Below are 24,287 nucleotides of genomic sequence, written 5' to 3'. Positions count from 1 at the left end.
TTACTCTCATTTTTATATTGTGTTGCTTACATGGATAGCTGCTGTTGGGCATACAGAAACACATGCTCCGCAACCGCTGCAGTCATCAACATTGATAACTGGTTGTGCAACTTTGTTGAGTTGCAACTTAAACTGAATCGCCATGGTGTCACATGTTTCACCACAGCTACGACATTCAACGTTTTGATACGCCAAACAATTTTGTTTGATATCCGCTTTAATCTGCCAAGGTGAATTGGACTGTGGAAGGAAAATAGGCTCCGGGCAAACTTCGGCACATTGATAACAAAATGTGCATTCGCCTCGGCTGAAATCTACGGTTGGAAAACCACCGTCACCATTAATGATGATCTTGGTTTCACAAGCAGAAACGCATTTGCCGCAACGTGTACAATCGTCGGTAAAAGAAGCCGCTGATTTAACCCAAGGCATTATTATTGCTGAGTCTTCAACAGTTTTACGCGAGAACAATCGACGTCTGGCTAAATCGACCACTACAATCACCTTATATTTTGTAAGCGATAGGTAAATTGTAGCTCAAAGTTGTTAAGCCACAATTTTCACATATCCATATGAAAATTGTAGTTTTCAGGCTATTTTCTTAAATACCCATTAGGGGGTAATTGGGGGTAAGCGTTGTTTTAGATCAATTATTTCCAGCGAGAGTGATCACATATTGATAGTGTTTGACTGTGATTCAAAATTTAAGAAAGACGACAGACGTCAAAATGAAGGAAATGCACCAGTTTGGTTAGAAGAGTAGAAAGGTCGCTGATTGGCACAATTGCCAAGGCAATGTTTAGCATTGTGATGATGTCGTTTGCAACAATTAGCTTCGCGATTATAACACTAGCATCATCATTGAATGACGCAGAAGCGGTCAATGTTTCAGGTTCGATGCGTATGCAAAGCTATCGTTTAGCGCACGATATTCAGAGTTCCTCCATCGATTATGTCAGTCATATTGAAAGTTTCGAACAGTCACTGTTTTCTCCGTCTATGCAGGCGTTAAAACATTGGACAGTGCCTGAAGATATTCAGTCCGATTACAACGACATCATCATCCGCTGGCAAGAACTGAAAACAATCTTGAAAAGTGACCAACGTGCTGAATATTTGAACCTTGTGGCGGGGTTCGTCAGCCAAATTGATGTGTTTGTGTTTAAACTGCAGCAGTTTTCTGAAAGTAAATTAATCAAACTGGCATGGGTTGGGGGCTTAGGCCTTGGCGGTGTATTTTTGGTTTCTGCGTTGGTTGTTATTTATACTCGAAGAGAAGTTGTAGGCCCGCTACGTAATTTAGTTGTGGCGAGTGAACAGGTACAGAACCGCTCTTTTGATGTGCAATTGAAAACAACCAGCCGTAATGAAATGGCGATATTGACCCGCACGTTTAATGACATGGCGAATGAGTTAGGCAAGCTGTATCACGGGCTTGAAAATGCGGTCAATGAGAAGACCCATAAGCTCCAACATGCAAACCAGTCATTGCAGGTACTTTATGAGTCGTCACAACAGTTAACGGCTTCTCGAATTAGCCAAGAGAACTTTCAGACGTTACTTAAACAAATCGTTAGTGTTGAAGGGATTGATGCTGTTCGCCTCGAAATAGATGAAGAGGCGGGCAAAGGCATTGTTTTAAATGAAGGTTATTGTGACAGCAATTGCAATAACAACTGCCACGAGCAACCATTGATGGTGGATGGACAGACGTTAGGAAGACTGTACTGGCGGGCGGGGTTACCATGCCCGGATAAAGCACTGATTGATAGCTTTGTACAGATGCTTTCACGCGCTGTTTATTTTAACAAAGCGCAGAAGCAGGCAGAGCAGTTGCTCCTGATGGAAGAGCGTGCGACCATCGCGCGTGAACTACATGACTCTCTTGCTCAGTCGCTTTCTTATTTAAAAATTCAGGTCTCGTTACTTAAGCGTGTCATGAACAAGCTAGACCAAACGCCGCAAAGTGAGAAGACAACAGACATTATTAAAGATATCGATGAGGGTTTATCCGGAGCCTATACTCAGTTGCGTGAGCTGCTGACCACATTCCGGTTAACCATTAAAGAAGGTAATTTCGGGCGAGCGTTATTGGAAATGATCAATCAGTTGAAAGAGCACACCAGTGCGTCAATTGAGTTAACCAATAATCTCTCTTCGCTGGAGTTAAATGCACATCAACAGGTGCATTTAATGCAGTTGATCCGAGAAGCAGTAATTAACGCCATTAAGCACGCAGACGCTACGAAAATAGTCGTGGAGTGCAACGAAGTTGACGGCGATGTTGTTGTCGTGGTCGAAGATAATGGTGTAGGTTTTGAAGAACACGATGCAAAACTTAACCACTATGGTTTAAGCATAATGCAAGAGCGAGCGGCCCGCCTAAATGGAGAATTGACAGTGAACTCTTCTCTGAATTCCGGTTGCAGAATAACTTTGAAATTTAAACAGTCTAAGGACATTAACGTTGACGAAGATTAGAGTAATGTTGGTGGATGACCACCCGCTAATGCGTAGGGGCATTAATCAGTTATTGAGCTTAGAAGACGATTTTGACGTGATCGCGGAAGCAAGCAACGGTACTGAAGCCGTCGCTCTGGCCCACGAAGATGAGCCGGACTTAATCCTGCTCGACCTGAACATGAAGGGGATGTCTGGGCTTGATACGCTTCAGGCACTACGCACCGACGGATGCAGCTCAACCATCGTTATACTGACCGTATCTGACAGTGCGGCAGACATAGAAGCGTTAGTGAAAGCAGGTGCTGATGGTTATTTGCTAAAAGATACTGAGCCTGACGAACTGATTGAACTGCTAAAACAAGCGTCTTCAGGTGAGAAAGCCTACAGCAGTGTCGTAGCGAAATATCTTCGTGAGCGTGAGGAGCACTCAGATGTATTTGACTCTTTGACTGATCGTGAATCTCAAATTCTTGCGGAAGTGGCAAAAGGGTATCGGAATAAGCAAATTGCGGATCACTTGTTTATTTCTGAAGCGACAGTAAAAGTTCACATGAAGAGTTTGCTGAAAAAGTTACGAGTTCCTTCGCGTACAGCAGCAACAGTGCTCTATCTGGAACGCTACGGCGAGCTGAGATAACAATCGCGGCTTATCAGATGCAAAAAAGAGGCTAATTGCCTCTTTTTTTTATTTACAGATTGCTATTAGTTACAGATTGCAATTTTGGCAGTCGTTATAGTTTCGAATAACGAGTTTTAAATTCAAATACCTTTTCAGAACACACATCGATGCAGCGTCCGCAGCTAATACAGTCCTGATCCATCACCCTGATGTCGCCATCTTTTAGCGGCTCTCTAAGAACTTGCGGTTCTGGGCAGACGTTGAAACAATCCATACACTTGGTGCAAGCGTTTCTGTCTGTCGCCGTGATACGCATAATGCTTTGTTTTCCGATGATGCCGTAGGTCGCACCTAAGGGGCATAAGTGACCACACCAGCCATGTTCGACCAGTAACAGATCGAGTAAGAAGACAAGTACAATCAGCATCCAGCCAGCACCCATACCAAATATCAGGCCCCGATGCAGCGCAGAAACAGGGTCAATCCACACCCATAACGCGCTTCCGGAAATAGCGCTGCCAATCAGCAGCACTGGAATTAGCCAATACCGCAGACTCTTTGGCCATGAATAGCTCGCTTTTACATTCAGTTTCCTGCGTAGCCACGCGGCTAAGTCAGTCACGATATTCAGTGGGCAGACCCAAGCACAAAACACTCTTGGTGCGATCACTGCGTATAATGCTACAACAATCAGAGCGCCTAAAATTGCCGTGAACTCAGGAAGATGCCCTGCGGCGATGGTTTGTAACAACAAGAGTGGATCTGTAAAAGGAACAACATCAAACAGAGTGCTAGACGAAAGGTTTCCTCTAAACACTCCCCACGTTGGGCCTGCCATAAACAGCGCAATAATGGAAAACTGAGAAATTCGGCGAAGGATCAAAAAGCGATGCGCTTTCCACCAACCCAAGTTTTGTATTGCCGCTTTACCGGCGTCTTTAGCCAAATGTTTAGCCATCATCCACCTCCTAAAGCTGGTTGCCGTTAAATGGTTTAATTGGAACGCCACCGTGTTCTTCGGTGTCGATACGCACTTCAGAATGCTCTTCCCATCCTAGGCGATAGTGCTTACCGAGTTGGCCTTGAGCCAGTTCAGTTGGGACCACTTTTATTGCCGCTACATCTAACACACAGGCTTCTTCGCACTTACCGCAGCCCGTACAGTAGTCGGCATGAACGGTGGGAATAAATTTGGCGTGAAAACCTGTTCTTTCATTTCGGATGGTTTCAAGGGTGATGGCTTTATCAATAGCAGGGCAGATGCGGTAACAAACATCGCAACGTAGGCCTTGAAAATTAAGGCAGTTCTTTTGGTCGATCAGTACTGCAGTTCCCATCCTTGCATCATCTATATCGGTTAGCGCAGGATCGAGAGCACCGCTGGGGCAGGCTTTCACGCAAGGAATGTCTTCGCACATCTCGCAAGGTATTTGTCTCGCAGTAAAGTATGGAGTACCCGCAGCAACAGGTGAAAGAAGCGAAGCTAACTTCAAAGTATCGTATGGGCATGCCTGAACGCATAAGCCGCAACGCACGCAGGCTTTTTCGAAATCGTTACCTGGTAATGCACCTGGTGGGCGAATAGGGACACCAGAAGTTTCTCTTGCCTGACTTTGCAGAGATTGCAATCCGAGGAGTGATGCGGCTGCACCAACACCGACCGCAGTTCTGGAAGCATCTCTTAAGAAGCGACGGCGGCTTTCGGAAATTTTTGGACGAGAAGTTTTCATACGCCAACCCTGTATAAAACGCACTACTAAAATTATAACCACATTATCTGTGTGCATAAGAATAGTCGCTACCTCCAAAGTAGTGTACGAACACTCCGTTGATTCAGGTCAAGTGAAAGCTAATATAAATGAAAAATGTGCAGAGATTGAAAACAAAAAGACCAGCAAATCGCTGGCCTTTTTATGGTTAAGTTCGGCTGATGTTACGCCATCATAGGAACAAGAACCGTAGTACCGATAATTACTGTAATCAAACCTGTCATCACTGGTAGGAAGGTGCGTTTAACCACTTCAAACGGGCTTAAGTGCGCCATACCTGAAGTTGCAACGATAACACCAGATACCGGAGAAATAGTACGGCCTAGGTTTGATGCTTGTAGCATTGGGATAATTAGGAACGCTGGGTTCAGACCCAATTTTCCGGCCAATGACGGTGCAAGTTCCACGAATGCGTAGAAAGGTGCGTTACCTGAACCTGTTGCGATTGCTGCGGCAACCGTCAAGATGGTCAGAATAAGCATTAGTGCAACGCCACCTGCGCCCGCAGTTTCTGCAAGGTGAAGTAGGTTGTCGATAGCGCCGATAGACATCAAGCCTTGTGCAAATACGCCAGCTGCCACTAATAGCATTACCACGCCTTTAAACGCATCAGCCATACCGTCGTAACACACTTCTAGGTCTTCTAACGCTTCTTTACCGTTGAACTTACGAGATACGTAGTGTACTAAGGCACCAACAAAGATAGAAGCAACAACGATGGTGTAGATATCCAGAGATAAACCTTCGATGGTTTTACCGTTAAACAGGAACACCCCAATGATTGGAAGGAATGGCAGAATTGAGTAATAACCTGGAGCATTCACTTCAATTTCAGACACATCAACTCGTTCCATTGGCGTGTTGTCTTTCTTATCCAGATATTTGTTCCAGAAGTAAGCTGTAATCGCCATAACGATAATGGCACAGATAGACACAGGAAGAACGGTTTGTACCGCGAACACATCTAGGCTCAAGCCTGATTTTTCAGCCGCAATAACAACGTCGCCAGACGTTGGAGAAAGAATGATTGCCGCTGGTGAAGCACATACTGCTGCTGCTGCTGGGCGTGAGATGCCCATTGCTGTCATCATCGGGAATAAGGTAGCCATTAATAGCACGCCTAGACCTGTTGCAGAGCTTACAGCCAGTGACATTAAACAAGCTACGATATATGCAGAAACAAGCAGAATGTAAGGTGATTTAATAAAAGAAAGTGGTTTAGAAAACTGTTTTACCACAACATTATTTGCACCGATATGAGTCATGTAAGAAGCAAAACCACACAACAGCATGATTTGCATACCCAAGCCACCGCCTCGGTTTTGCAGCATGAATTTCACGTATTCTAATGAGTCTGTAAGCAAGTTGCCTGTTGAAGCAACGTTTTTAGGTAATACAGTATGACCGATAATACCGGTGAGAATGAGTAGCACAAGACCACCAGTCAGTAGTACGCCAGCCGCTTTGTAGCCTTTTACGATCAGGTATCCAACAGCAATCGTAACAACTAACCCGATGAGAAGTTCAAGCATAGTAGTCTCCAATCTATGAGAATGATGCGAGTAAAGTTAAAAGTAAATGTTGCAAAGTGTTACGGCAATTTACTCGAAACTTCTCTGTGGCACGAGTTCAACTTGCACTTTGAATGATCTAAAGCAATAAAAATTAAACTATCATTTACAGGGTATTGTTCTTTTTGTGAATAATAACTCCGAATAATATTAAGAAATATATTTATTAGATAATATTATCGTTTGTATGAGAATTTCTAATGCTAAGGAGTTAAAAAAGAAAAGTGGCACAAATGCGCCACTTTTTTAAAAGAGAGGGAGAATTAAGCGTATTGTGAAACTATTCGGTTCCAGCGGTTTCTTTTTTCAACAAAATCGAGTTTAACTTGCTCGTAGCGAACCTTGAGCATAGAACGTTCATACTTCTTAAATGCTAGGTTTTTCTTACTTTCAATCAGTTGTCTTTTAATATCGTAGTAATTGTGCAGTTCGCTGATGAAAGCATCAAATTCATGTTGAAAGCTATTCATTAATACGACGTGGTTTGGCAGTGACAGGATTCTGCTTTGCACATAAACAAGCGCCATCTGTGCGCGTGCCTTCTCAATTTTCAGTGCTGGGGCTTTTCTTAGTTTCTTGGTCAAGCCTACCCATGAGCAAGCTTTGATGAGCCATTTGGTTGGATCGTACTGCCACCAATAAATACCGTTTCGGTAATCATTTTCAAAGATGTGGTGATAGTTATGATAGCCTTCACCAAAGGTGAAGAAAGCCAAAACGCCGTTGTCTCTTGCGGTGTTCTTATTGGTGTATGGCTGTGAACCCCAAATATGCGCCAGAGAATTAATAAAGAAAGTGGTGTGGTGGTTAAGTACCAGACGAACAGCGCCAACCATCAGCAGCATACCGATGATATCGTTATAGATAATGCCAAGTAGTAGAGGCACACCAAGGTTCATAAGCACTGCAAGAGGCACGTAATAACGATGTTGCCACATCACAATCTTATCTTTTTGTAGATCACGGCAGTTACTGTAGTCGTCATACACCGCTTGGTTGTAGTGACGCAGCATCCAACCGATGTGTGAATACCAAAAGCCTTTCTTTGCTGAGTAGGGATCTTTGTCATTCTGGTCGACAAACTTATGGTGTACTCGGTGATCGGAAGACCAATGCAGTGCGCTATTTTGCAACGCAAATGCACCTCCGAGAGCACACAACAAACGAACTAGCCAATGGGCTTCAAAAGTCTTGTGTGACCATAGGCGGTGATAGCCCATGGTAATTGACAGGTTGCAGAAAGCAAAACAGACGATCAGCCAAACCCAGTGCTCAGCACCGAAGCCAAAATGCCAACCAAACCACGGTGTAACAACCGCAGCTAAAATAAAACTGAGTGAGAATATTGCGACATTTAGCCATATAACTGGCGGCTTAGTTGTCATGATAAAGTCCTTTGGGCTTACAAGTGTGCGCTAGATTATCAGCGAACACGTGTAAGTCAAATAACTTTAGCAAAATTGTGACCAGTATGTTTTGCTTTTTCATCCTAAATGAATAGTATGAATGGGTACTAGAAATCCTTACAGGAAGTTATAAGGACTAATAAATGGAAATTAGGATAGCGGAATATAGTGATTATGAAAAAATCGCTGCTCTTCATGTTCGTAGTTGGAAAACACATTACCAAGGTTTATTGAAGCAAGATTATCTCGATAATGAAGCACTGCCGGACAGACTTGTGATTTGGCAAACTCGCCTTACCAACCCACCTTTTAATCAGCATATTTTGTTGTTGGAAGAAAAAGACCAGTTAGTTGGTTTTATTTGTGCGTTTGGAAATCACGATTTTGAACGTGGCAGTATTATTGAATCACTGCATATTGACCCTGAATATCAGGGATGTGGACTCGGCAAGAAGCTGATTCGCGAAATGGCAAAGTGGATTGATCACTACTTCCCAGATAATGGCGTTTATCTGGAAGTATTGGAACAAAACAGACAGGCTATCGACTTTTACGATCACATCGGTGGTGAACATCAATTACAAAAGTTATGGAAAGCACCTTGTGGAACTGAAGTACCAGAATTCGTTTACGCTTGGAAAACACCAAAACTGATGCTGGCGTCCATCGAATAAATAGAAGTATTTGGATAGTCTAGTTATAACAAAAAGCCCAGCACTTGCTGGGCTTTACTGTTCTTATAGCGAATTTTACGGATTATTAGCGTTTCGTGGTGAATTCAGATACGGCTTTATCCATCTCTTTGGCTTGTTGAGAGACCATATCCACTTCAGACATCACTTGCTGGGCTGAATGCATATTGTCTTCTGAGATAGAGTTAAGCTCAGTGATCGACTCACTGACTTGGTTCATCACAATGCCTTGTTCTTCTATCGCAGAAGCGATGCGTTCAGAGTTTGCCTGAATGTTACTCATATCTGAAATAATCAGGCTCAGGCTTTCATCAAGCTTATGGGAATCCATCAAGGTTTCTTGGCTCTGAGCATTACACTGTTCAATGTCCTTCACGACTAGACCCATTTGCGACTGAATGGCTGCAACGACCTTAGTGATTTCTTCGGTCGACTCGTGAGTTCTTGTTGCCAGAGAACGAACTTCGTCGGCTACCACTGCAAAACCTCGGCCTTGTTCGCCCGCTCGTGCTGCTTCAATTGCCGCGTTAAGTGCAAGAAGGTTCGTCTGTTCAGCGATTCCCTGAATGATGTTCACGGCGCCGCCTATTTTCTCAACATGATTGTTCAAAGACGTAATTGAGTGCTGGCTAGATTCCAACGTTTTAGAGAGTTGTTCAATATTGTTCACGGTCGAATCGACCACCAAGCGACCGTTCTCTGCGTTGTGTGAGGCTTGTTGAACCCCTTCAACTGCCACGCTGGTACTTTCTGAGATCTCGCCGATAGCGGAAACCATTTCCTGTACGGATGTTGCCATCATAGCGGTGTGTTCAGCTTGTGCATTAAAGTGTCGCAGTACTTCTTCCAACTCATTGTGCATGGCTGCAGTGCTGGTAGATAACTGGTTCGATTTCGCCTGAGAGCCTGAAATCAGCGTCTCGAATTTATCGAGCAGTTTATTGAAGTAGTGGCTGACCGATGCAAGTTCGTCTTTGCCCGTGATGTCTGAGCGCAAACCGATATTGTTAGTATCAGAAATATTGTGAATAACAGTCAACATACGGTTAACGCGAATGTTGATTGTGCGGCTAATCTGGAAGATAAGTCCAAAGATAACGATAATCACGAATACAGTAATACTGTTTTCAATCATCGCGATTTCAGAACGGCGGTTATCCACTTCTTTACTCAATGTTTCAGAAAACGTTTTAAATTGCTCTTCAACATTGTGTGAAAGGTTGCGTGTATTGCCCAACAAACCTTCATTGTATTTCAGGCCGATTTTTTGCTCTTGTAGCGTAACTGTTTTTGCTGCCGCAATAAGCTCGGACATTGATGCGATTTCTCCCTGCGGATTAATCGTTCCTGAGCGAACATTGTTATCAAATAGAGTTAGCTCTAGTTGACCTTCTTTGTTAGCGTTACTAAAAGCTTGGTTGAAGAGTGCGTAGTACTTTTGAAGTAAACCAGATTCTTTGTCTAAACCTAGTTGAACATAAGCGGCGACTAGATCTTCAAATCCTTTTTTGTAAGAAAGAAGATCATTGCGCAGAGCAGTCGATGACTCTAGTTGATTGGAAGACAGAATGAGCGATAGTTCAGATTCTAAACTTAAAAAATGTTCACTGTTCTTTTTGAATGTATCTAGGTAATTTGTACTGCTGCGAAGTAAAAAATCTTTTTCGTTACGGCGCAAATTAAGTAATCGAATTTCAAGCTTGTCGACTAAAGTGATGGCGTGAGTTAATTCACGAGTCGTATTAGCGAAGTAATTAGAACTAATTAGAAGGGTAATGATGCCCAAGACAGCAATAACACCCAATGAATACAGCTTCTGTTTAATATTCATATGTTTACCTGGTTAATAAAGTTTATAGATATTTTTGTTATTATCGTCGTGAGTGCAGGGGAAAACGGACCCCTATAAGTTAGTGTCGGCTAATATATGCATGACAATTATTAAAGTTTTATGACAGGAGCCTTGGTCGGATGACTATAGACGTAGAAAAGTACAAAGGTTTGATTTTTGATATGGACGGAACCCTTATCGATACGATGCCTGCACACGTCGAAGCTTGGCGTGTTACCGCTGAGAAATTTGGCTTTCCATTTGATGCAAAATGGCTGCAAAGCATGGGCGGAATGCCGAGTATAAAAATTGCTGTTGAGGTGAGTAAAGCGTATGGCATTGAACTCGACCCAAAAGCTGTCTCTGATTACAAGATGAAGGCGTTTAGTCAAATTGATGAAAGCGGCGATTTGATTACAGACACTGCGAACCTGCTTGAAGCGAACTTAGGTAAGAAGAAGTTGGCGGTCGGTACTGGGAGCCAACGAGTAAGTGCCATTAAGCTACTGACCCGAGTAAATATGCTTGATAAGTTGGATGCGTTAGTCACGGCGACAGATGTTGAAAATCATAAGCCGCATCCACAAACGTTTTTAACGGCGTGTGAATTATTGGGATTAGAACCTCAAGAGTGTGTCGTATTTGAAGATACCGATCTCGGCAAACAAGCTGCGCATGCAGGTGGTATGGATTGCATCATGGTGACAGAACACGGATTGCAGTTCTTTCCATATAAGGCATAACTTCATTTCCATAAAAAGAGCCGCCTTGAGGCGGCTCTTTTGTCGCTGTCCGGTTTTTTAAGCCGTTACAAAACGCTGGCTTTTAACAAAGTGCCGGTGATCAGTTAATCGCAATTAATTCTACGTCAAAGATCAGGGTTGCTGACGGCGGAATAGGGCCAGTGCCACTTTTGCCATAACCAAGGTTTGCAGGAATGAAAAGACGCATTTTTTGCCCTTCAACCATCAACTGAACACCTTCTTGCCAGCCTTTAATCACTTGGTTTAAGCCAAAGGTAATTGGTTCATTGCGTTGGTAAGAACTGTCGAAGACAGTGCCGTCTAGCAGTTTACCTTCGTAGTGAACCGTTACTTTGCTGTTTGCTTTTGGATGAACCGTACCTGTTCCTTCTTCAAGTACAAGATACTGCAAACCACTTTCAGTGGTGTGAACATCTGGCTTAGCGGCATTCTCTGTTAAGAATGCCTGACCTAGCGCAAGTTGCTCTTCACCGGCTTTATGGTTTGTCCAAGTGCGGTATACGAAAAATGCTGCAAGTACAAAAATAACAATAGGAAAAACGATTTTATACATGGTTATTGATCTTATGGTTGAGTGAGTAAGTAGCTAATAGTTTTTGCAATACCTTCCACATCTTTGTGGCCGCTGGTTAGGACTTGGTATTTTCCTTTCACCACAAAAGTTGGAACCGCATTGATTTGACCTTCACGTGACGCTTTGTCTGCGGTTTTCATCATGCTCATCACCGATTTTTGCTGCTCTTGAGTTAAGTGATAAGGCGTAGTTAGGTTTCGGTCAGTAAACGCTTTTTCAATCGCAGCTTGGCGATCGGTCAGTGTCGAACCTTCACCCATCTGAACAGCAGCGAATAATTCATCCATCATTGCTGTATCTGGGATGCCATCTAACTGCATTACTGCTGTGTAGTAAATCATAGCGCCGATCTTTGCCCCTTCATTGAAGGTTACGTGCAGCTTGCCAAAATGTTCGTTCGTCAACTGTTCAAGTTGAGGAATGATAGTTTCCATTTTTCGGCAATGACCGCAAGTGAGTGAGAACACTTCAGTCACAGGTGCTAAGCGATAGGTAGAAAGATTCGCTGGCAATAGTTGGTATTGTTCTCCTTCGACAGGTGTTGAATTGTCGCTACACCCAGAGAGTAAAAATACCAAGGAAAACAGACTTATAAAGCCAGTGAGCAATTTTTTCATATTAGATTCGCCTTTAAAAAACACTAGCTTAGATTCTAACGGCTTAATGATGTGACGCAAACCACGGATAAACAAATTGTTATCAATTTTCTATAAAGTTTTATAAATGGTGCCGATAAATGTATGTAGTTAGATTGAAGGGTGATGTATTCGATGAAATTTTTAGTTTTCCCACTGATGTTGATATTAGCTGGTTGTGGTTCTCTACAAACCGACCGTATGTTCAGCAACAATTTATTAGATGCGGCACCGAAAGGCGAAATGGATGTCCGTAATCCTGAGTGGGTAGCGCCATCACGCAGCGCAACTTCAGGTGTTCGTGGTCCATTGGGTCAAGTTCGCACTAGCAGTTACGAAGCTTTGCAACAATTTCTGCTACACAACGGCGTGGACTATGAAGTGCTGCCCGGCAACCATGTTATGGTTCGCCTAAAAGATTCAGTCCAATTTGAAACGGGTTCTTCTAAGGTTTCACAAGAGTCATACCATTGGCTATCAATGATGAGTGACTTTCTTTCAAGACAACAAGGTATTGATGTCGTGATCGATGGACACACGGATAGCACGGGTAAACCAACCTTTAATGATTCGTTATCTGTGAAACGTGCAGACACAGTGAAAACAACGCTGATTAAGAACAGAGTAGCTAAAGATGCTATCTATACACGTGGCTATGGTGAATACATCCCTGCGTGTACAAACCGCACAACAGAGGGGCGAGCGTGTAACCGCAGAGTAGAACTGTTATTCATCGTTTCAAATAATTAATTGTTCAATTATTCGTCTAGTTATTAACTCCTTCATCTACTCTAAATCCCAGCTTCGTCTGGGATTTTTGTTTAATGTCCTCATCGTTTTAAAGGAAATTGATTGCACTCTCAGTTATCGAATAAAATGCGATAATAATTTTGAAACATTATTAACGTTTGTGTACATTCCCTCACAAAATATAACGTATAAGATATCGAGAAGTATGTCAGTTCATCAAGTTGCCTCAGATCTGGAGGTTCCAGTCGGAAAGACAGATCAACTAGTTTCTACCACAGATCTTAAAGGCGTTATTACCTACTGTAACGAAACCTTCTGTCGCATAGCCGGATTTACTGAAAGTGAGTTGTTAGGGCAGAACCACAATATCGTTCGTCACCCTGACATGCCTAAAGCGGCATTCGCCGATATGTGGAGTCACTTAAAAAAAGGTCATCCATGGCGTGGAATCGTTAAGAACCGTACTAAAACTAACGGTCATTACTGGGTTGATGCCTACGTCACCCCTATATACGAAAATGGAAAGCTAGCCGGTTATCAGTCAGTCCGTGTTCAACCAAAACGTGAGCGCGTTGAAACCGCAAGTAAAGCCTATAAAGCGTTGTGTAAAGCAGAGAAAGGCGGTAAGAGTTTCTCATTAACTTTGCCTGCTTCTGTTCGTTATGCCATTTTAGCGGGTTCATTATCTGCGCCATCATTAGCTTATTTGACGTCTGCAAACAGTGCTGTTCAGATAATTTCTGGTCTATTGCCTGTTGCTGCGTTAGCGTTGCTATTTAGAAATGAACTGATTGAAACACCTCGCCAAATTAACAAGCTGAAGAATAAATACGACAGTATCAGCCGCCTTATTTATTCAGGTAACAGTGAGTTTTCCTATGCGGATTATCATCTGCGTATGTACTCAGCGCGTATTCGTACCGTGTTGGGGCGCATGGTCGATTCCGCTAAGCCGCTTTATGCAACTTCTGAACAACTTAACCAAACTTGTGTTGAAGTTAACCAAGCGTTGGAACAGCAAAACATTGATATTCAGAGCGTAATGAGTGCAACCGATTCTGTAGAATCCGCCGCTGATGCGGTTTCTAGCAGTACCAATGAGGCCTATGCTTTGTTAGATCAAGCGCAGAATCAATGTTTGAAAACGAAGCAAACCATTCAACAGACGCACTCTGATCTGATGGCTTTAGCGGAGCAAGCTGAACGAGCAACAGGCACAACACATCAATTGAATGAGCAAGCCAATGCGGTCAGTCAGTTGATGGAAGAAATCGATGGTATTGCTGCTCAAACGAACTTACTGGCACTGAATGCGGCTATTGAAGCTGCAAGAGCAGGGGAACAGGGCAGAGGTTTTTCGGTTGTTGCTGATGAAGTTCGTGCTCTATCTGGAAGAACGCAAAAGGCGACTCACCAGATTCAAAACAGTTTATCTGCGATGTTAGACACCATTAAGTCTTGGCAGCATGAGATTCAAGAAAGCCAAATACAAACTAAGGCGTGTGGTTTAGTTGCTGAGGAAACGGGTAATCGACTCTATGAAGTTGAACGAATGCTTTCAGACATGCAAACACTAGTGGGCGATATGGCGAAATCTGCCGAAGCGCAGCGCGGCTTGACTCAAGAGGTGAACCACCATATTCACTCTATCGCATCAGCTGCTACTCAAAACGTTGCGGCTACGAGTATTGTCAGTGAGCACAGCCGAGAGATGAAGCAACAAGTGGATAATTTCATTACTCTCGCGGCACGTTTCGAAGAGAAGTAACAAACGTTCAGAAATAAAAACGGAGACTTAGAGTCTCCGTTTTTATTTCCGTTAATTAATTTTTATGTCCGTTAATTAAGATGCTTAGAAGTTTACATCTAAGCCCAGCCAATAACGGCGTCCATCTTCGACGTAGCCATATTCTTCATAGCTAATATCAGCATCTAACAAGTTGTAGATTGCACCTTTTAATCTTGTGTTGTCAGTGAGCTGATAGGTAATACCAGCATCAACAAAGGTGTAAGAAGGCGCTGTGTCTGTATCTCTGAAGCTTGAAGGATCAGACTCTTTGCCTCGGTAAGTCACTTTTGCCCAGCTGTTTAGCTGCTCGGTTGTTTGCCAGTCTAACTGAGTTGAGAATAAGTGCTTAGGTAGCTGAGTAAGAGGCGAACTTGCCATATCACCGGTAAGCTGTTTTGAGTAGGTATACGTATAGCTAGCTGCCCATTTCCAGTTTTCACCGATTGGCGTATCTAACGAAGCTTCAACACCACGAGTTACAGCTTCATCAACGTTGGTATATAGACGAGGTGGACGACCTCGCAAGCTTGTATCTCCAGTACACACAGATGCCGAACATTCAATGCTGGTGATCTTATCTTTGAAATCATTGTTGAATAGACCAAGTGACGCCTGCAAACCAGAATCAGCATTGTAAATCAGGTTCAGTTCTTGGCTTACCATTGTTTCAGGACTTAGGTCAGAGTTACCGTATAAGTTGCCACTGCGGCTGACTTGAACCCAATCATCACTTGCTTGACGTAACTGAGGCGCTTTAAAACCGGTTGAGACACCACCTTTTAATGTCCACTCAGAAGCAATGTTCCATACACCATACAAACGAGGGCTTAGGTGAGAACCGTAGTTTTCGTTAACATCAACACGGCCGCCAGCTGTGATAGTAAAGTTGTCCAAAGCTCGCCACTCATCTTCAACAAATATTGCGCCTTGGCTGTTGCTCAGCTCGGTAATAGTACCGCCAGTATTACTGGTTTCATCGTTAAGTTTGGAGTATTCACCTTGGATACCGACACTGACAGTGTTGGTCTCAAAAGGCATCACTAAGGTTGATTTTGCAACCGTATTTTCCAGTGACATTTGGCGAGATTTGTTGTTATTGCGCTCGTACTGAATGTAGCTATCTGACTGACCTAGTGTATTCCAGCGTCCTAAATGGCTGAGTGCGAATGATGTTCGATCATATTGGTTCTGCTCATCGTCTTCACCATCCGCAACCGTTAATCCTTCAGTTCCGCTGCGTTCTTGCTTGGTTGTTTCTACAGTGAACGACACTTCTTGCTGTTCACTGATCTGGTAATTAAGCTTGGAGCCTATCGAACGCAATGTTTTATTTTGATAGCCGTTTTCGATGTTGTCTTCGTCACGTTGTATATTCTGACCATAAACTTGTAGAGAGAGTGAGTCGGTCAGAGGTCCTGTAACGAAGAAATTGGTGTTTTGTTCATCACCTGAGTCACGGTTCTCTTGCAGGAGTGTACTGAGTTGGACGTTACCGCTCCACTCTAAATTGGACTTCTTCGTAATGATGTTGATGACACCACCCATTGCATCTGAGCCGTAAAGAGTAGACATAGGCCCGCGAATAATTTCGATACGTTCAATCGCTTCTAATGGTGGTAGCCAAGCCGCTTCAATACCTGGTCCATCACTGTTTGGACGAGTCTCACGAGAAGACAAGCGTCGTCCGTCAACCAGCATTAACGTGTATTGCGAGCCTAAGCCGCGAATGCTGATGTCTTTGCTGTCTCCGCCACCAGTTACCACTACGCCCGGCACACTGGAAAGTGCATCAGTTACGTCTCGATAGTATTTCGACGACAACTCTTCCTGAGTGATGAGTGTGACACTGGCTGGGGCATCGGTTTGAACCTGTTCGTAGCCTGCGGCCGTCACGACCATGGTCTCTGTTGTATTGATACCAGCATCGGCTGCAAAGGCGAATGGGGCAGTAATAATGGCAGTTCCGCCAACGAAAAGCGCCTGACGTTTAAGTGTAGACATGTTTATCCTTATTTTGTGATAATGGTTATCATTAGTAAGTGGTAATTATTCACATTTGTATTGATGGGGGATAGAGAGATTTATGGAACGCTTTGTCTCGAATATGGAACTTTTACGAGGTATATAAATGCATGATCTGACATCAATGAGAGCGTTTGAGGCCTTGCAAGAGCATAAAAGTTTAACGGCTGCCGCTAAGGCACTGAATCAGCCGAAATCAACAGTCAGCAGACGTCTGGCACAATTGGAGGCTGATATTGGGCAAGCACTGACGGTTCGTGAAGGAAATCGATTAACGCTGACCAAAGCAGGACAAGTTTTTGCTCGTTACAGTAAGCAGATGTTAGAAATAGCCGATGAAAGTTATGACGCCATCCAAGGTTTAAATAATAAGGTGTCAGGTGAGTTGACCGTTGTTTGTCATCCCGCCCTCATGCGTGGTTGGTTGAACAATATATTGAATATGTTTCTTGGCGATAATCCCCAAGTACGTGTTCGATTAAAGAGCGAATTTGCTTCCAACAGTATTAAGCCAGACTTGGTCATTTGGCTGGGTGAGTATCCCGATCTGGAATGGCGTAAACAGACTCTAGGTCAATGGCGATATGGTGTTTATGCCTCTCCAGATTACTTAAGAAAAGTTGAAGAAATTCAACATCCTCAAGATCTTAATGGACACCCTTGGATCGATTTCGGTTCTGTGCGTAAAACGGGCGTAACGATTTCCGCATCAGATCAAAGAACCTATTATTTGGACCCGATGAGGAGCCGATTTGAAAGCGATAATTTGGTGTTGCAGATTGATTCAATAGCTAATGGACACGGAATAGGGCTATTACCTGATCCTATCGCTGCTGGCTATTCAAAACATCATCCAAACCGGATTGTAGAATGTCTGCCCGAATGGAAAACGGGAACAACGGATATTAATTATTATGTTCAAAAAGGGTTGGTTCCAAGACGCTTACTGGCGCTATTGGATTTGATTGAAACTAATGTGCCATCGGAATGGATAGCTCAATAGCAGCATTGCTTTGAACATAAAATAATCCCCGCTACGTGGCGCATTGTAGCGGGGATTTGACTATCTTCTGAACCTGATTATGTTTGCTTTCTCAACCACGTTTGCCACAGTGAAACTGAATACCTTCAACTGTCGGTATTTTGCAGTCAAGTCATCAAGTTTGCCTTTAATAGAGTGAGCTAAACTCTTCAATTCTCGGCTTACCACGTAACAATAAGAAGTTAAGAAATCTCGATGTTGAGGTAGTAATTACCTTAGATTCATCAACGGAATACTTCTCAAGTAGTGCGGAGGCTAAATTCAAACGTGCTATTTCATGGCAAAAATGTGCGTCAGAGCCTGTTGTAAAATAAACACCAATTTCTGCACCTAATTTGACGATTTCACTACAACGCACATCACTTCCTTTACGGCTTTTTCCGGTTAAAGAAGTATTGTTTACTTCAATGGCTACGTTATGTTGTTTGGCGCATTCTAGTACAGGAACAAGTTCAAAAGGGTAGTTGGGGTTGCCAAGATGACCAAGGGCATCGACTTTACCACTCTTGATGACGTTGATCAGAGTTTGAGTATGTTGCTGAACTGAAGCGGGTTTATAGACAGGTTCGTGTAAGCTCGCGATAACCCAATCTAAATGTTGGTAAGAAGACGGTGGTAAATCGAGTTCACCATCGATATTCAGTGTATTAGCTTCAACACCACGTAAAATTCCGACTTGGTGAAGAAAGCGGGGTAAAATTCTTTGATTGTTAAAATGCCAGTAGTGGGGGGCTCCTGGCATTTCAGGAGCATGATCCGTGGTACAAAGAAGTTTTAACCCCTTGTTTTTTGACTCAAAGGCATTTTCGATAATCGTGCTGTAGGCATGGCCACTAGCGATAGTGTGTGTGTGGCTATCAACAACGATGTTCATAGAGCCTCCTCATGGAGTTATTTGATTTCAAACGAACCATCTTGGTTCATGTACAAAGTCAGGTCGGCAGGCACTGAACAAGAGAGCACTTTATTGACATTAATAGAGTCTGAGCTCTTATAGAAGGCTTGTGCGTCTGCTAATCGACTACCGCCACGAACTTTCCGGTCGACAAGTCTTTGCTGCAGAAATGCAGGATCGGTATCGACAAAAATTGTAAAATCGGCAAGCTCATGCAAACCGTTCCAAACAGGTTCATTTAGAAGCAGCCAGTTTCCTTCTACAATAACAACGTTGTTTTTGACGTGAATAGCTTCGTCAACGGGATCGTGTAGATTGCGGTCATAGTATGGCCAAAAAGGGTCCTTTATTTTGAGTTGCTTCAATTTGCCGATCAGTTCCGTTAAGTTGAAGGTTTCGTATGAGCCTTTGATTTCCCTTAGTGAGGCTAACTCTCCGTTGCGTTCGATAGCGTTACTATCAAGAATATCATTTGGGTAGTGGAACCCATCAAATGGCAGGACTTGAATAGGTTCCAGTTGCGAGCTTTGATAAGATAGATACTCCCACAATGCAGCAAGTGTTGATTTACCACTACCGGGAGGAGCGCACAAGAACACTACGATACGTTCTTGTTTTTGTTGAAATAAGCGTGTGAATTTCTCTACTAATGGTCTGTGAACCAATGAGACATCACTGTCAGGAAATACAGCATGAGTGTCAAAACCACTCACATTCAATGTAACTTTCATGGCTAATGCCTTACTCTAAAATCTCTTTCTCAATTCGTTCAATCAGCATTTCACAAGACAATTTGAGTACGGTTTTAATCAAAGACTCATAGCGCATTTGTGAAAAAGACTCGAATGAAGAAAACTTAAGCTGATTGATAGAATCCAGATAGAAACTGTCTTCACCTTTCGATAAGGTCGACTGATTGGTAATAAAGTCGTATACCATATCGTCATCAAAACGCAGCTTGGTTGGTTGCTTGAGTACGTAGTCGAGCATCTGATCGTATAGATCAATGTCTGCATAAGTTTCGACAGAGAGCTTTCCCATCGCAAAAACGAGTTTAGACACAACATTGGTTGTTACCAGCGGACCATCCTTTTCGATGAGCGGTGCAACGGCATTTTGCATGACAAACTCGTCTTGAACGAAAACTTTAGGCAGTAACTCTTTCAGCTTTAAGTTGATAATTTCGTTTGATAGCCGAAGAAAGCAGGTGGCACTTTCACACTGCTCTATCGTATCAAGCAACTCTTCTTCTCGTGACAAATGTTGATTAACCTTTTTAGAATGTGGCAGCTCAAGGCTACCACACACTTGGTTGTGTCTAAACTGTAAGACTGACATCGTAATACTCAAGTAACTCTTTTTCCGCGTGTTCGTTCCAAACGTAGTTATTGGCAGCCAATATCGCGTCAAGATTAACGAAGAATGGGTCAACGTCAGAAAGTGAACAGAAGTCAGTAATCGCCGTTAGTGGCATATTAATGTGTGGATAAATCAACTTTTTGCCGCCCGGAATATCCAATTGGTTGAGAATGGTATGTGGTGCTGACTCCAACCCACCAACATGAGTAATCATGAATGAAGGGTTAATCTTATTCTGTTCAGAAAGCTCAATGGATTCGAGCATATCGCCTGTTGAACCACCTGAAGTTCCTACAATATGGGTTGACTCATAGTGGACGTTGTAAAAATTAAATGGCACTTTGAATTGTTTGTCTGTTGGACCAGCAAAAAAGTTTAAGCATCCGTCATTCCCAAGTAGTTCATCCGCTTGTTCTAGTACTTGTGGTACTGCAGCATAAACCATCACATCATCATAACCATTACCCTGATTAAGTTGTTTAAGGAACTCAACGGGTTTCTCTAGTTTGGCAGTGTTGATGTAATGAAGCTCTATCCCATTTTGTTTGGCCGCATCGATAGGAATCAGGCTTTTTGCTCTTGCTAATCGTTGTTCATCAATGTCTGTTACCACAATAAGACTAGGCTTTACTGGACCATTAATTGCGTAATCAATGGCTCCAATTCCCATTGGTCCCGCACAGGCAAGTAGCGCAAGCGAGCCACCGGGTTTGATACCCATCTGGTGCTTATAAACATAAGGTGTAGTGTGGTAGCTAGCGTGGAATGCACCAATGATACAGGACATCGGCTCTGCTAATGATGCATTCGCAAAGTAACTACCCTTATAGGGAAGCACACAGCCTAGGTCGATAGCAATCTTGGGGATGATAGAGTAGGTAGCATTACCCCCAAAGGTTTCGTAACTGTACCCAGCAGAGTAACCCGTTGGTAGCCCCATTGCTGGTTGCAATACGAATGGTTGTCCTAGTTGATACTTATCTCGTAGATTAGCGCCTACTCTGATAATCACTCCCGCATATTCATGGCCTGTCATAACAGGGGTTTCATTAATGTTCTCGGGAACTCGCTTGTGGTTGCTGCCAAGCAGTGCGGCTTTATATGTAGATAGACAGATGCTATTGGAAATATTTTTAACCAATAACTCATCGTCGGTTATTTCTGGAAGATCAAACGTTCTTAAGCGAACATTTTTCTCGCCACAAATAACAGCTGCAGTCGTTTGAACCATGATATTCTCCAGGATATAGGGGCCTTATCGGCCCCGATAATGATTTAAATTAAGCTTGCTGACTAATGGTGTCGATGAGTTCATCGAGTGCCGGGTCATGAAGGAAGTTTTTAATAGTGACAACAGGTAGTCCTGTGGCACTTACCGCTCTGTTTTCAAGGCTCTCATGCGTGACCACTACATCTGCGTGAGGTGGTACTTTCTCTATCGAGAAGTTTTTAACTTCCACGTTATATCCAGCATCACTGAGTTTCTTCCTAAAGGTCGAAGCACCCATCGCGCTAGATCCCATACCTGCATCACAGGCAAATGCGACGAACTTGATTTTTTTAGGTTCAGCAGTTGATTTGGTGATGACACCTTCTGCTTTCATTTCTTTCATATCAGTGACTGATTGCTCAAACTCTTTTTCGGATGCTTCCTTTTTACTCACTTTTAAGATGGCACTTGCGACAAAGAATGAGACGATTGTTGCTGTTGTAACCCCTGCAATCGTAGCGATAAAACTACCTTTCGGCGTTAAGGCTAAGTAAGAGAAGATAGAACCCGGACTCGGACCTGCGACTAAACCACCGCCTAAAAGGTTGAAGGTTGCTATACCTGTAGCCGCTCCTGCAATCATCGCCAAAATCATTATTGGTTTCATCAGTACGTACGGGAAGTACAGCTCGTGAATACCACCAAAGAAATGAATGATAATTGCACTAGGTGCCGAGCGCTTACTTAGACCTTGGCCGAATTTGGCATAAGCCAAAAGCATGCCTAAGCCTGGACCTGGGTTTGATGCAACCATAAAGAAGATTGACTTACCTGTTTCAGCCGCAGCTTGTAGACCTAGTGGGTAGTAAATACCTTGGTCAATAGCGTTGTTTAAAAACAGCACTTTCGCAGGTTCATTGATAATGGCTAAGAGAGGGAGAAAGCCTGTCGCGACAAGCGCTTCAATTCCAGACTTAACAAAAAGGTTTGCTGCCGTTACCGCTGGACCAACGATGGCGTAAGCGAACAAACACATGATCATGCCAAAGATACCAAGCGAGAAGTTATTGACCACCATCTCGAACCCTGAAGGGATCTTATGTTCAAGTTTTTTGTCGATTTGAACAATCACCCAGCCACTCAGAGGGCCCATGATCATCGCACCAACAAACATAGGTATTTCTGCACCTGCGATAACACCCATAGTACCAATCGCACCTGCTACAGCACCTCGTTTATCACCAACGATTTGGCCACCGGTGTAACCAATCAATAGTGGGAGTAGGTAGGTAATCATTGGGCCTACCAGTTCGCCAAAGTAGGCATTGGGTGTCCAGCCTGTTGGGATAAATAATGCAGTAATAAAGCCCCACGCAATAAAGGCGCCGATATTTGGCAAAACCATGGCGGTCAGATGCCCCCCGAAGGCTTGCACTTTAGCTCTCACATTTGTTGTCACGTTATGTTCCTTCTGTTTAATAAGTTTTTATAATATTTAGTACATCTTGTTTAGAAGATGCGGCTGAAAGTTTCACAATATTGGACTCGTCGACGAGCATTTCGCTAAGCGCTTGAATCACCGCAATATGTGTGTCTGAATCCTTGGCGGCGAGTGTTAATAGAACATTTGCCGGCCCCATTTCAGAGCCGAAATCAACGGGGTGAGTAAATACATGTATACCTAAACCAGTTTTCAGTACGCCGGCTTCTGGGCGAGCATGAGGCATCGCGATTCCTGGACAAAGCACATAATATGGACCATTATCCATAGTCGATTGAATGATCGCTTTTGAGTAATCAGCAGTTACATAACCTTTATTTTCAAGATATTGAGTGGTGACTTTTACGGCCTCCTCCCATTGACAATCTTGATGGTCGATAACGTCGATCAGGTCATGGTCAATTAGGTCATACAGCATGTTTGCTTCCCGTGTGATGCGTTGTTGATAGACTCATTATCAACAGGGAAGTACAGTTTGGAAATAGTAAGCGATTTGTGAACTATGTAGCATTAATATCAGTGTCAAATAGATTTTTACCACTTTCTGTCACAAGTTTTTAACGAAATGTTTTTACAAAATTTGTTTTTATTACAAGTCAATAGCCTATTTGTGAGGTGTGTTTTGTTTTAATATTTTTAATTTATTTGCTTTGATGTGAAGTTTGGCCTGTTTTGGGTATTGACCGGTATGGAAGTGTGATTTTTGTTCGGTCTTATTTTTTTATTGTTAGGTGAACAGGTTAGGTTTAACTGTGATGTATATCATATTGTATCTTTGTTAAGATAAATTAGTAACTCAATTTCTTTGTGTATTACAGGCATAAAAAATCCCCGCATCGTAGCAGGGATTTTTACTATTTAGTGAACCTGATTAAGCCAGTAATTCGTTAGCTTTCTCAAGTGCGTTTTCAACCGTAAAGCCGAACATCTTAAATAGCTCACCCGCTGGTGCAGACTCACCGAATGTGGTCATACCGATGATTTTGCCGTTTAGACCAACATACTTGTACCAGTAATCTGCAATACCTGCTTCGATAGCGATACGCGCTGTTACGTCAGCAGGAAGTACTGCTTCACGGTAGGCTGCATCTTGCTTGTCGAATGCGTCTGTTGATGGCATTGAAACTACACGTACTTGTTTACCTTCAGCGGTTAGTTGTTCAGCTGCTTTCACAGCCAATTCAACTTCAGAGCCTGTTGCAATCAGGATTAGCTCAGGTTTGCCTGCACAATCTTTCAGGATGTAACCACCCTTAGCGATGTCAGCTACTTGCTCTGCTGAACGTGCTTGTTGTGCTAGGTTTTGACGAGAGAAGATAAGCGCAGTAGGCGCATCTTTACGCTCGATAGCCAGTTTCCAAGCCACTGCTGATTCCACTTGGTCACATGGACGCC

23 protein-coding genes are annotated in these 24,287 nt (G+C 43.2%); 7 read left to right on the top strand and 16 right to left on the bottom strand.

The genetic code is table 11. From position 1 onward, the window contains the following. Nucleotides 1-12: 12 nt before the first annotated feature. Complete coding sequence (gene napF, locus L3V23_RS07675; RefSeq protein ID WP_102965293.1) at nucleotides 13-495, bottom strand: ferredoxin-type protein NapF; 483 nt, start codon at nucleotides 493-495, stop codon at nucleotides 13-15. Nucleotides 496-747: 252 nt separating this feature from the next. Between napF and narQ the strand changes: the two genes are divergently transcribed. Both narQ and L3V23_RS07665 read left to right on the top strand, forming a co-directional pair. After that, complete coding sequence (gene narQ / locus L3V23_RS07670) at nucleotides 748-2,481, top strand: nitrate/nitrite two-component system sensor histidine kinase NarQ (RefSeq protein WP_102965294.1); 1,734 nt, start codon at nucleotides 748-750, stop codon at nucleotides 2,479-2,481. Beyond that, a complete protein-coding gene (locus tag L3V23_RS07665) occupies nucleotides 2,468-3,100 on the top strand; it encodes a response regulator (protein ID WP_102954793.1) in 633 nt (210 codons plus the stop codon). The genes narQ and L3V23_RS07665 overlap by 14 nt, the downstream gene beginning before the upstream one ends. Nucleotides 3,101-3,194: 94 nt before the next feature. Here L3V23_RS07665 and napH read toward each other — a convergent pair whose 3' ends face one another. The 4 genes from napH to L3V23_RS07645 form a co-directional block, all read right to left on the bottom strand. Next, nucleotides 3,195-4,040, bottom strand: a complete 846-nt coding sequence (gene napH, locus L3V23_RS07660; RefSeq protein WP_102965295.1) for a quinol dehydrogenase ferredoxin subunit NapH — start codon at nucleotides 4,038-4,040, stop codon at nucleotides 3,195-3,197. Nucleotides 4,041-4,050: 10 nt separating this feature from the next. Next, nucleotides 4,051-4,812 (bottom strand): ferredoxin-type protein NapG, encoded by a 762-nt coding sequence (gene napG, locus L3V23_RS07655; RefSeq protein WP_042483438.1) that lies wholly within the window; start codon nucleotides 4,810-4,812, stop codon nucleotides 4,051-4,053. Nucleotides 4,813-5,015: 203 nt separating this feature from the next. Beyond that, a complete protein-coding gene (gene dcuC, locus L3V23_RS07650; protein ID WP_102965296.1) occupies nucleotides 5,016-6,383 on the bottom strand; it encodes an anaerobic C4-dicarboxylate transporter DcuC in 1,368 nt (455 codons plus the stop codon). A 302-nt stretch (nucleotides 6,384-6,685) separates the two neighbouring features. Continuing rightward, on the bottom strand, nucleotides 6,686-7,807 hold the full coding sequence (locus L3V23_RS07645) for a fatty acid desaturase (protein ID WP_102954791.1): 1,122 nt from the start codon (nucleotides 7,805-7,807) through the stop codon (nucleotides 6,686-6,688). A gap of 164 nt (nucleotides 7,808-7,971) precedes the next feature. Between L3V23_RS07645 and L3V23_RS07640 the strand changes: the two genes are divergently transcribed. Beyond that, nucleotides 7,972-8,502 carry a GNAT family N-acetyltransferase gene (locus L3V23_RS07640; RefSeq protein WP_102965297.1) on the top strand — a complete coding sequence of 177 codons (531 nt, stop codon included), beginning with the start codon at nucleotides 7,972-7,974 and terminating at the stop codon, nucleotides 8,500-8,502. Between the two features lie 85 nt (nucleotides 8,503-8,587). Here L3V23_RS07640 and L3V23_RS07635 read toward each other — a convergent pair whose 3' ends face one another. Next, nucleotides 8,588-10,351: a methyl-accepting chemotaxis protein gene (locus tag L3V23_RS07635; protein ID WP_102965298.1), complete on the bottom strand. Its 1,764-nt coding sequence runs from the start codon at nucleotides 10,349-10,351 to the stop codon at nucleotides 8,588-8,590. Nucleotides 10,352-10,491: 140 nt separating this feature from the next. Here L3V23_RS07635 and L3V23_RS07630 point away from each other — a divergent pair, with 140 nt between their 5' ends. Further along, nucleotides 10,492-11,094, top strand: coding sequence for a beta-phosphoglucomutase family hydrolase (locus tag L3V23_RS07630; protein WP_237292152.1), 603 nt, complete (start codon nucleotides 10,492-10,494; stop codon nucleotides 11,092-11,094). 100 nt (nucleotides 11,095-11,194) lie between these two features. Here L3V23_RS07630 and L3V23_RS07625 read toward each other — a convergent pair whose 3' ends face one another. Beyond that, on the bottom strand, nucleotides 11,195-11,668 hold the full coding sequence (locus L3V23_RS07625) for an FKBP-type peptidyl-prolyl cis-trans isomerase (RefSeq protein WP_042483099.1): 474 nt from the start codon (nucleotides 11,666-11,668) through the stop codon (nucleotides 11,195-11,197). 11 nt (nucleotides 11,669-11,679) lie between these two features. Next, nucleotides 11,680-12,306 carry a thiol:disulfide interchange protein DsbA/DsbL gene (locus L3V23_RS07620; RefSeq protein WP_102965300.1) on the bottom strand — a complete coding sequence of 209 codons (627 nt, stop codon included), beginning with the start codon at nucleotides 12,304-12,306 and terminating at the stop codon, nucleotides 11,680-11,682. 153 nt (nucleotides 12,307-12,459) lie between these two features. Here L3V23_RS07620 and L3V23_RS07615 point away from each other — a divergent pair, with 153 nt between their 5' ends. Both L3V23_RS07615 and L3V23_RS07610 read left to right on the top strand, forming a co-directional pair. Beyond that, nucleotides 12,460-13,074 (top strand): OmpA family protein, encoded by a 615-nt coding sequence (locus L3V23_RS07615; RefSeq protein ID WP_042483106.1) that lies wholly within the window; start codon nucleotides 12,460-12,462, stop codon nucleotides 13,072-13,074. Nucleotides 13,075-13,279: 205 nt separating this feature from the next. Next, nucleotides 13,280-14,842: a PAS domain-containing methyl-accepting chemotaxis protein gene (locus L3V23_RS07610; protein ID WP_102965301.1), complete on the top strand. Its 1,563-nt coding sequence runs from the start codon at nucleotides 13,280-13,282 to the stop codon at nucleotides 14,840-14,842. A gap of 84 nt (nucleotides 14,843-14,926) precedes the next feature. On the opposite strand, the gene L3V23_RS07605 is transcribed toward L3V23_RS07610, so the two are convergent. Next, nucleotides 14,927-16,864: a TonB-dependent receptor gene (locus tag L3V23_RS07605; protein WP_102965302.1), complete on the bottom strand. Its 1,938-nt coding sequence runs from the start codon at nucleotides 16,862-16,864 to the stop codon at nucleotides 14,927-14,929. Nucleotides 16,865-16,991: 127 nt separating this feature from the next. On the opposite strand from L3V23_RS07605, the gene L3V23_RS07600 reads away from it, so the two are divergent. Then, nucleotides 16,992-17,888 carry a LysR family transcriptional regulator gene (locus L3V23_RS07600; RefSeq protein ID WP_102965303.1) on the top strand — a complete coding sequence of 299 codons (897 nt, stop codon included), beginning with the start codon at nucleotides 16,992-16,994 and terminating at the stop codon, nucleotides 17,886-17,888. A gap of 166 nt (nucleotides 17,889-18,054) precedes the next feature. On the opposite strand, the gene L3V23_RS07595 is transcribed toward L3V23_RS07600, so the two are convergent. The 7 genes from L3V23_RS07595 to L3V23_RS07565 form a co-directional block, all read right to left on the bottom strand. Further along, entirely contained in the window at nucleotides 18,055-18,801 is a 747-nt protein-coding gene (locus tag L3V23_RS07595; RefSeq protein WP_042483116.1) for a phosphatase, read from the bottom strand. A 17-nt stretch (nucleotides 18,802-18,818) separates the two neighbouring features. Beyond that, the gene (locus L3V23_RS07590) at nucleotides 18,819-19,553 is read right to left on the bottom strand and encodes a nucleoside/nucleotide kinase family protein (protein ID WP_102965304.1); all 735 of its coding nucleotides are present in this window, start codon (nucleotides 19,551-19,553) and stop codon (nucleotides 18,819-18,821) included. Nucleotides 19,554-19,563: 10 nt separating this feature from the next. Next, nucleotides 19,564-20,082 (bottom strand): MltR family transcriptional regulator, encoded by a 519-nt coding sequence (locus L3V23_RS07585; protein ID WP_042483442.1) that lies wholly within the window; start codon nucleotides 20,080-20,082, stop codon nucleotides 19,564-19,566. A 58-nt stretch (nucleotides 20,083-20,140) separates the two neighbouring features. Next, nucleotides 20,141-21,412, bottom strand: coding sequence for a zinc-binding dehydrogenase (locus L3V23_RS07580; RefSeq protein ID WP_102965305.1), 1,272 nt, complete (start codon nucleotides 21,410-21,412; stop codon nucleotides 20,141-20,143). 49 nt (nucleotides 21,413-21,461) lie between these two features. Further along, nucleotides 21,462-22,850 (bottom strand): PTS mannitol transporter subunit IICB, encoded by a 1,389-nt coding sequence (locus L3V23_RS07575; protein WP_042483122.1) that lies wholly within the window; start codon nucleotides 22,848-22,850, stop codon nucleotides 21,462-21,464. 16 nt (nucleotides 22,851-22,866) lie between these two features. Further along, complete coding sequence (locus L3V23_RS07570) at nucleotides 22,867-23,310, bottom strand: PTS sugar transporter subunit IIA (RefSeq protein ID WP_042483125.1); 444 nt, start codon at nucleotides 23,308-23,310, stop codon at nucleotides 22,867-22,869. 453 nt (nucleotides 23,311-23,763) lie between these two features. Then, nucleotides 23,764-24,287 (bottom strand): transketolase C-terminal domain-containing protein (locus L3V23_RS07565; protein ID WP_276573992.1); only part of this gene is annotated, 524 nt, incomplete at its 5' end.

Origin of the sequence: Vibrio sp. A1-b2 (assembly GCF_021726015.1) — a bacterium.
Classification (GTDB): domain Bacteria; phylum Pseudomonadota; class Gammaproteobacteria; order Enterobacterales; family Vibrionaceae; genus Vibrio; species Vibrio diazotrophicus.
The sequence above is the reverse complement of the archived record's forward strand: the minus strand, read 5'-3'. Positions and strand labels throughout refer to the sequence as shown.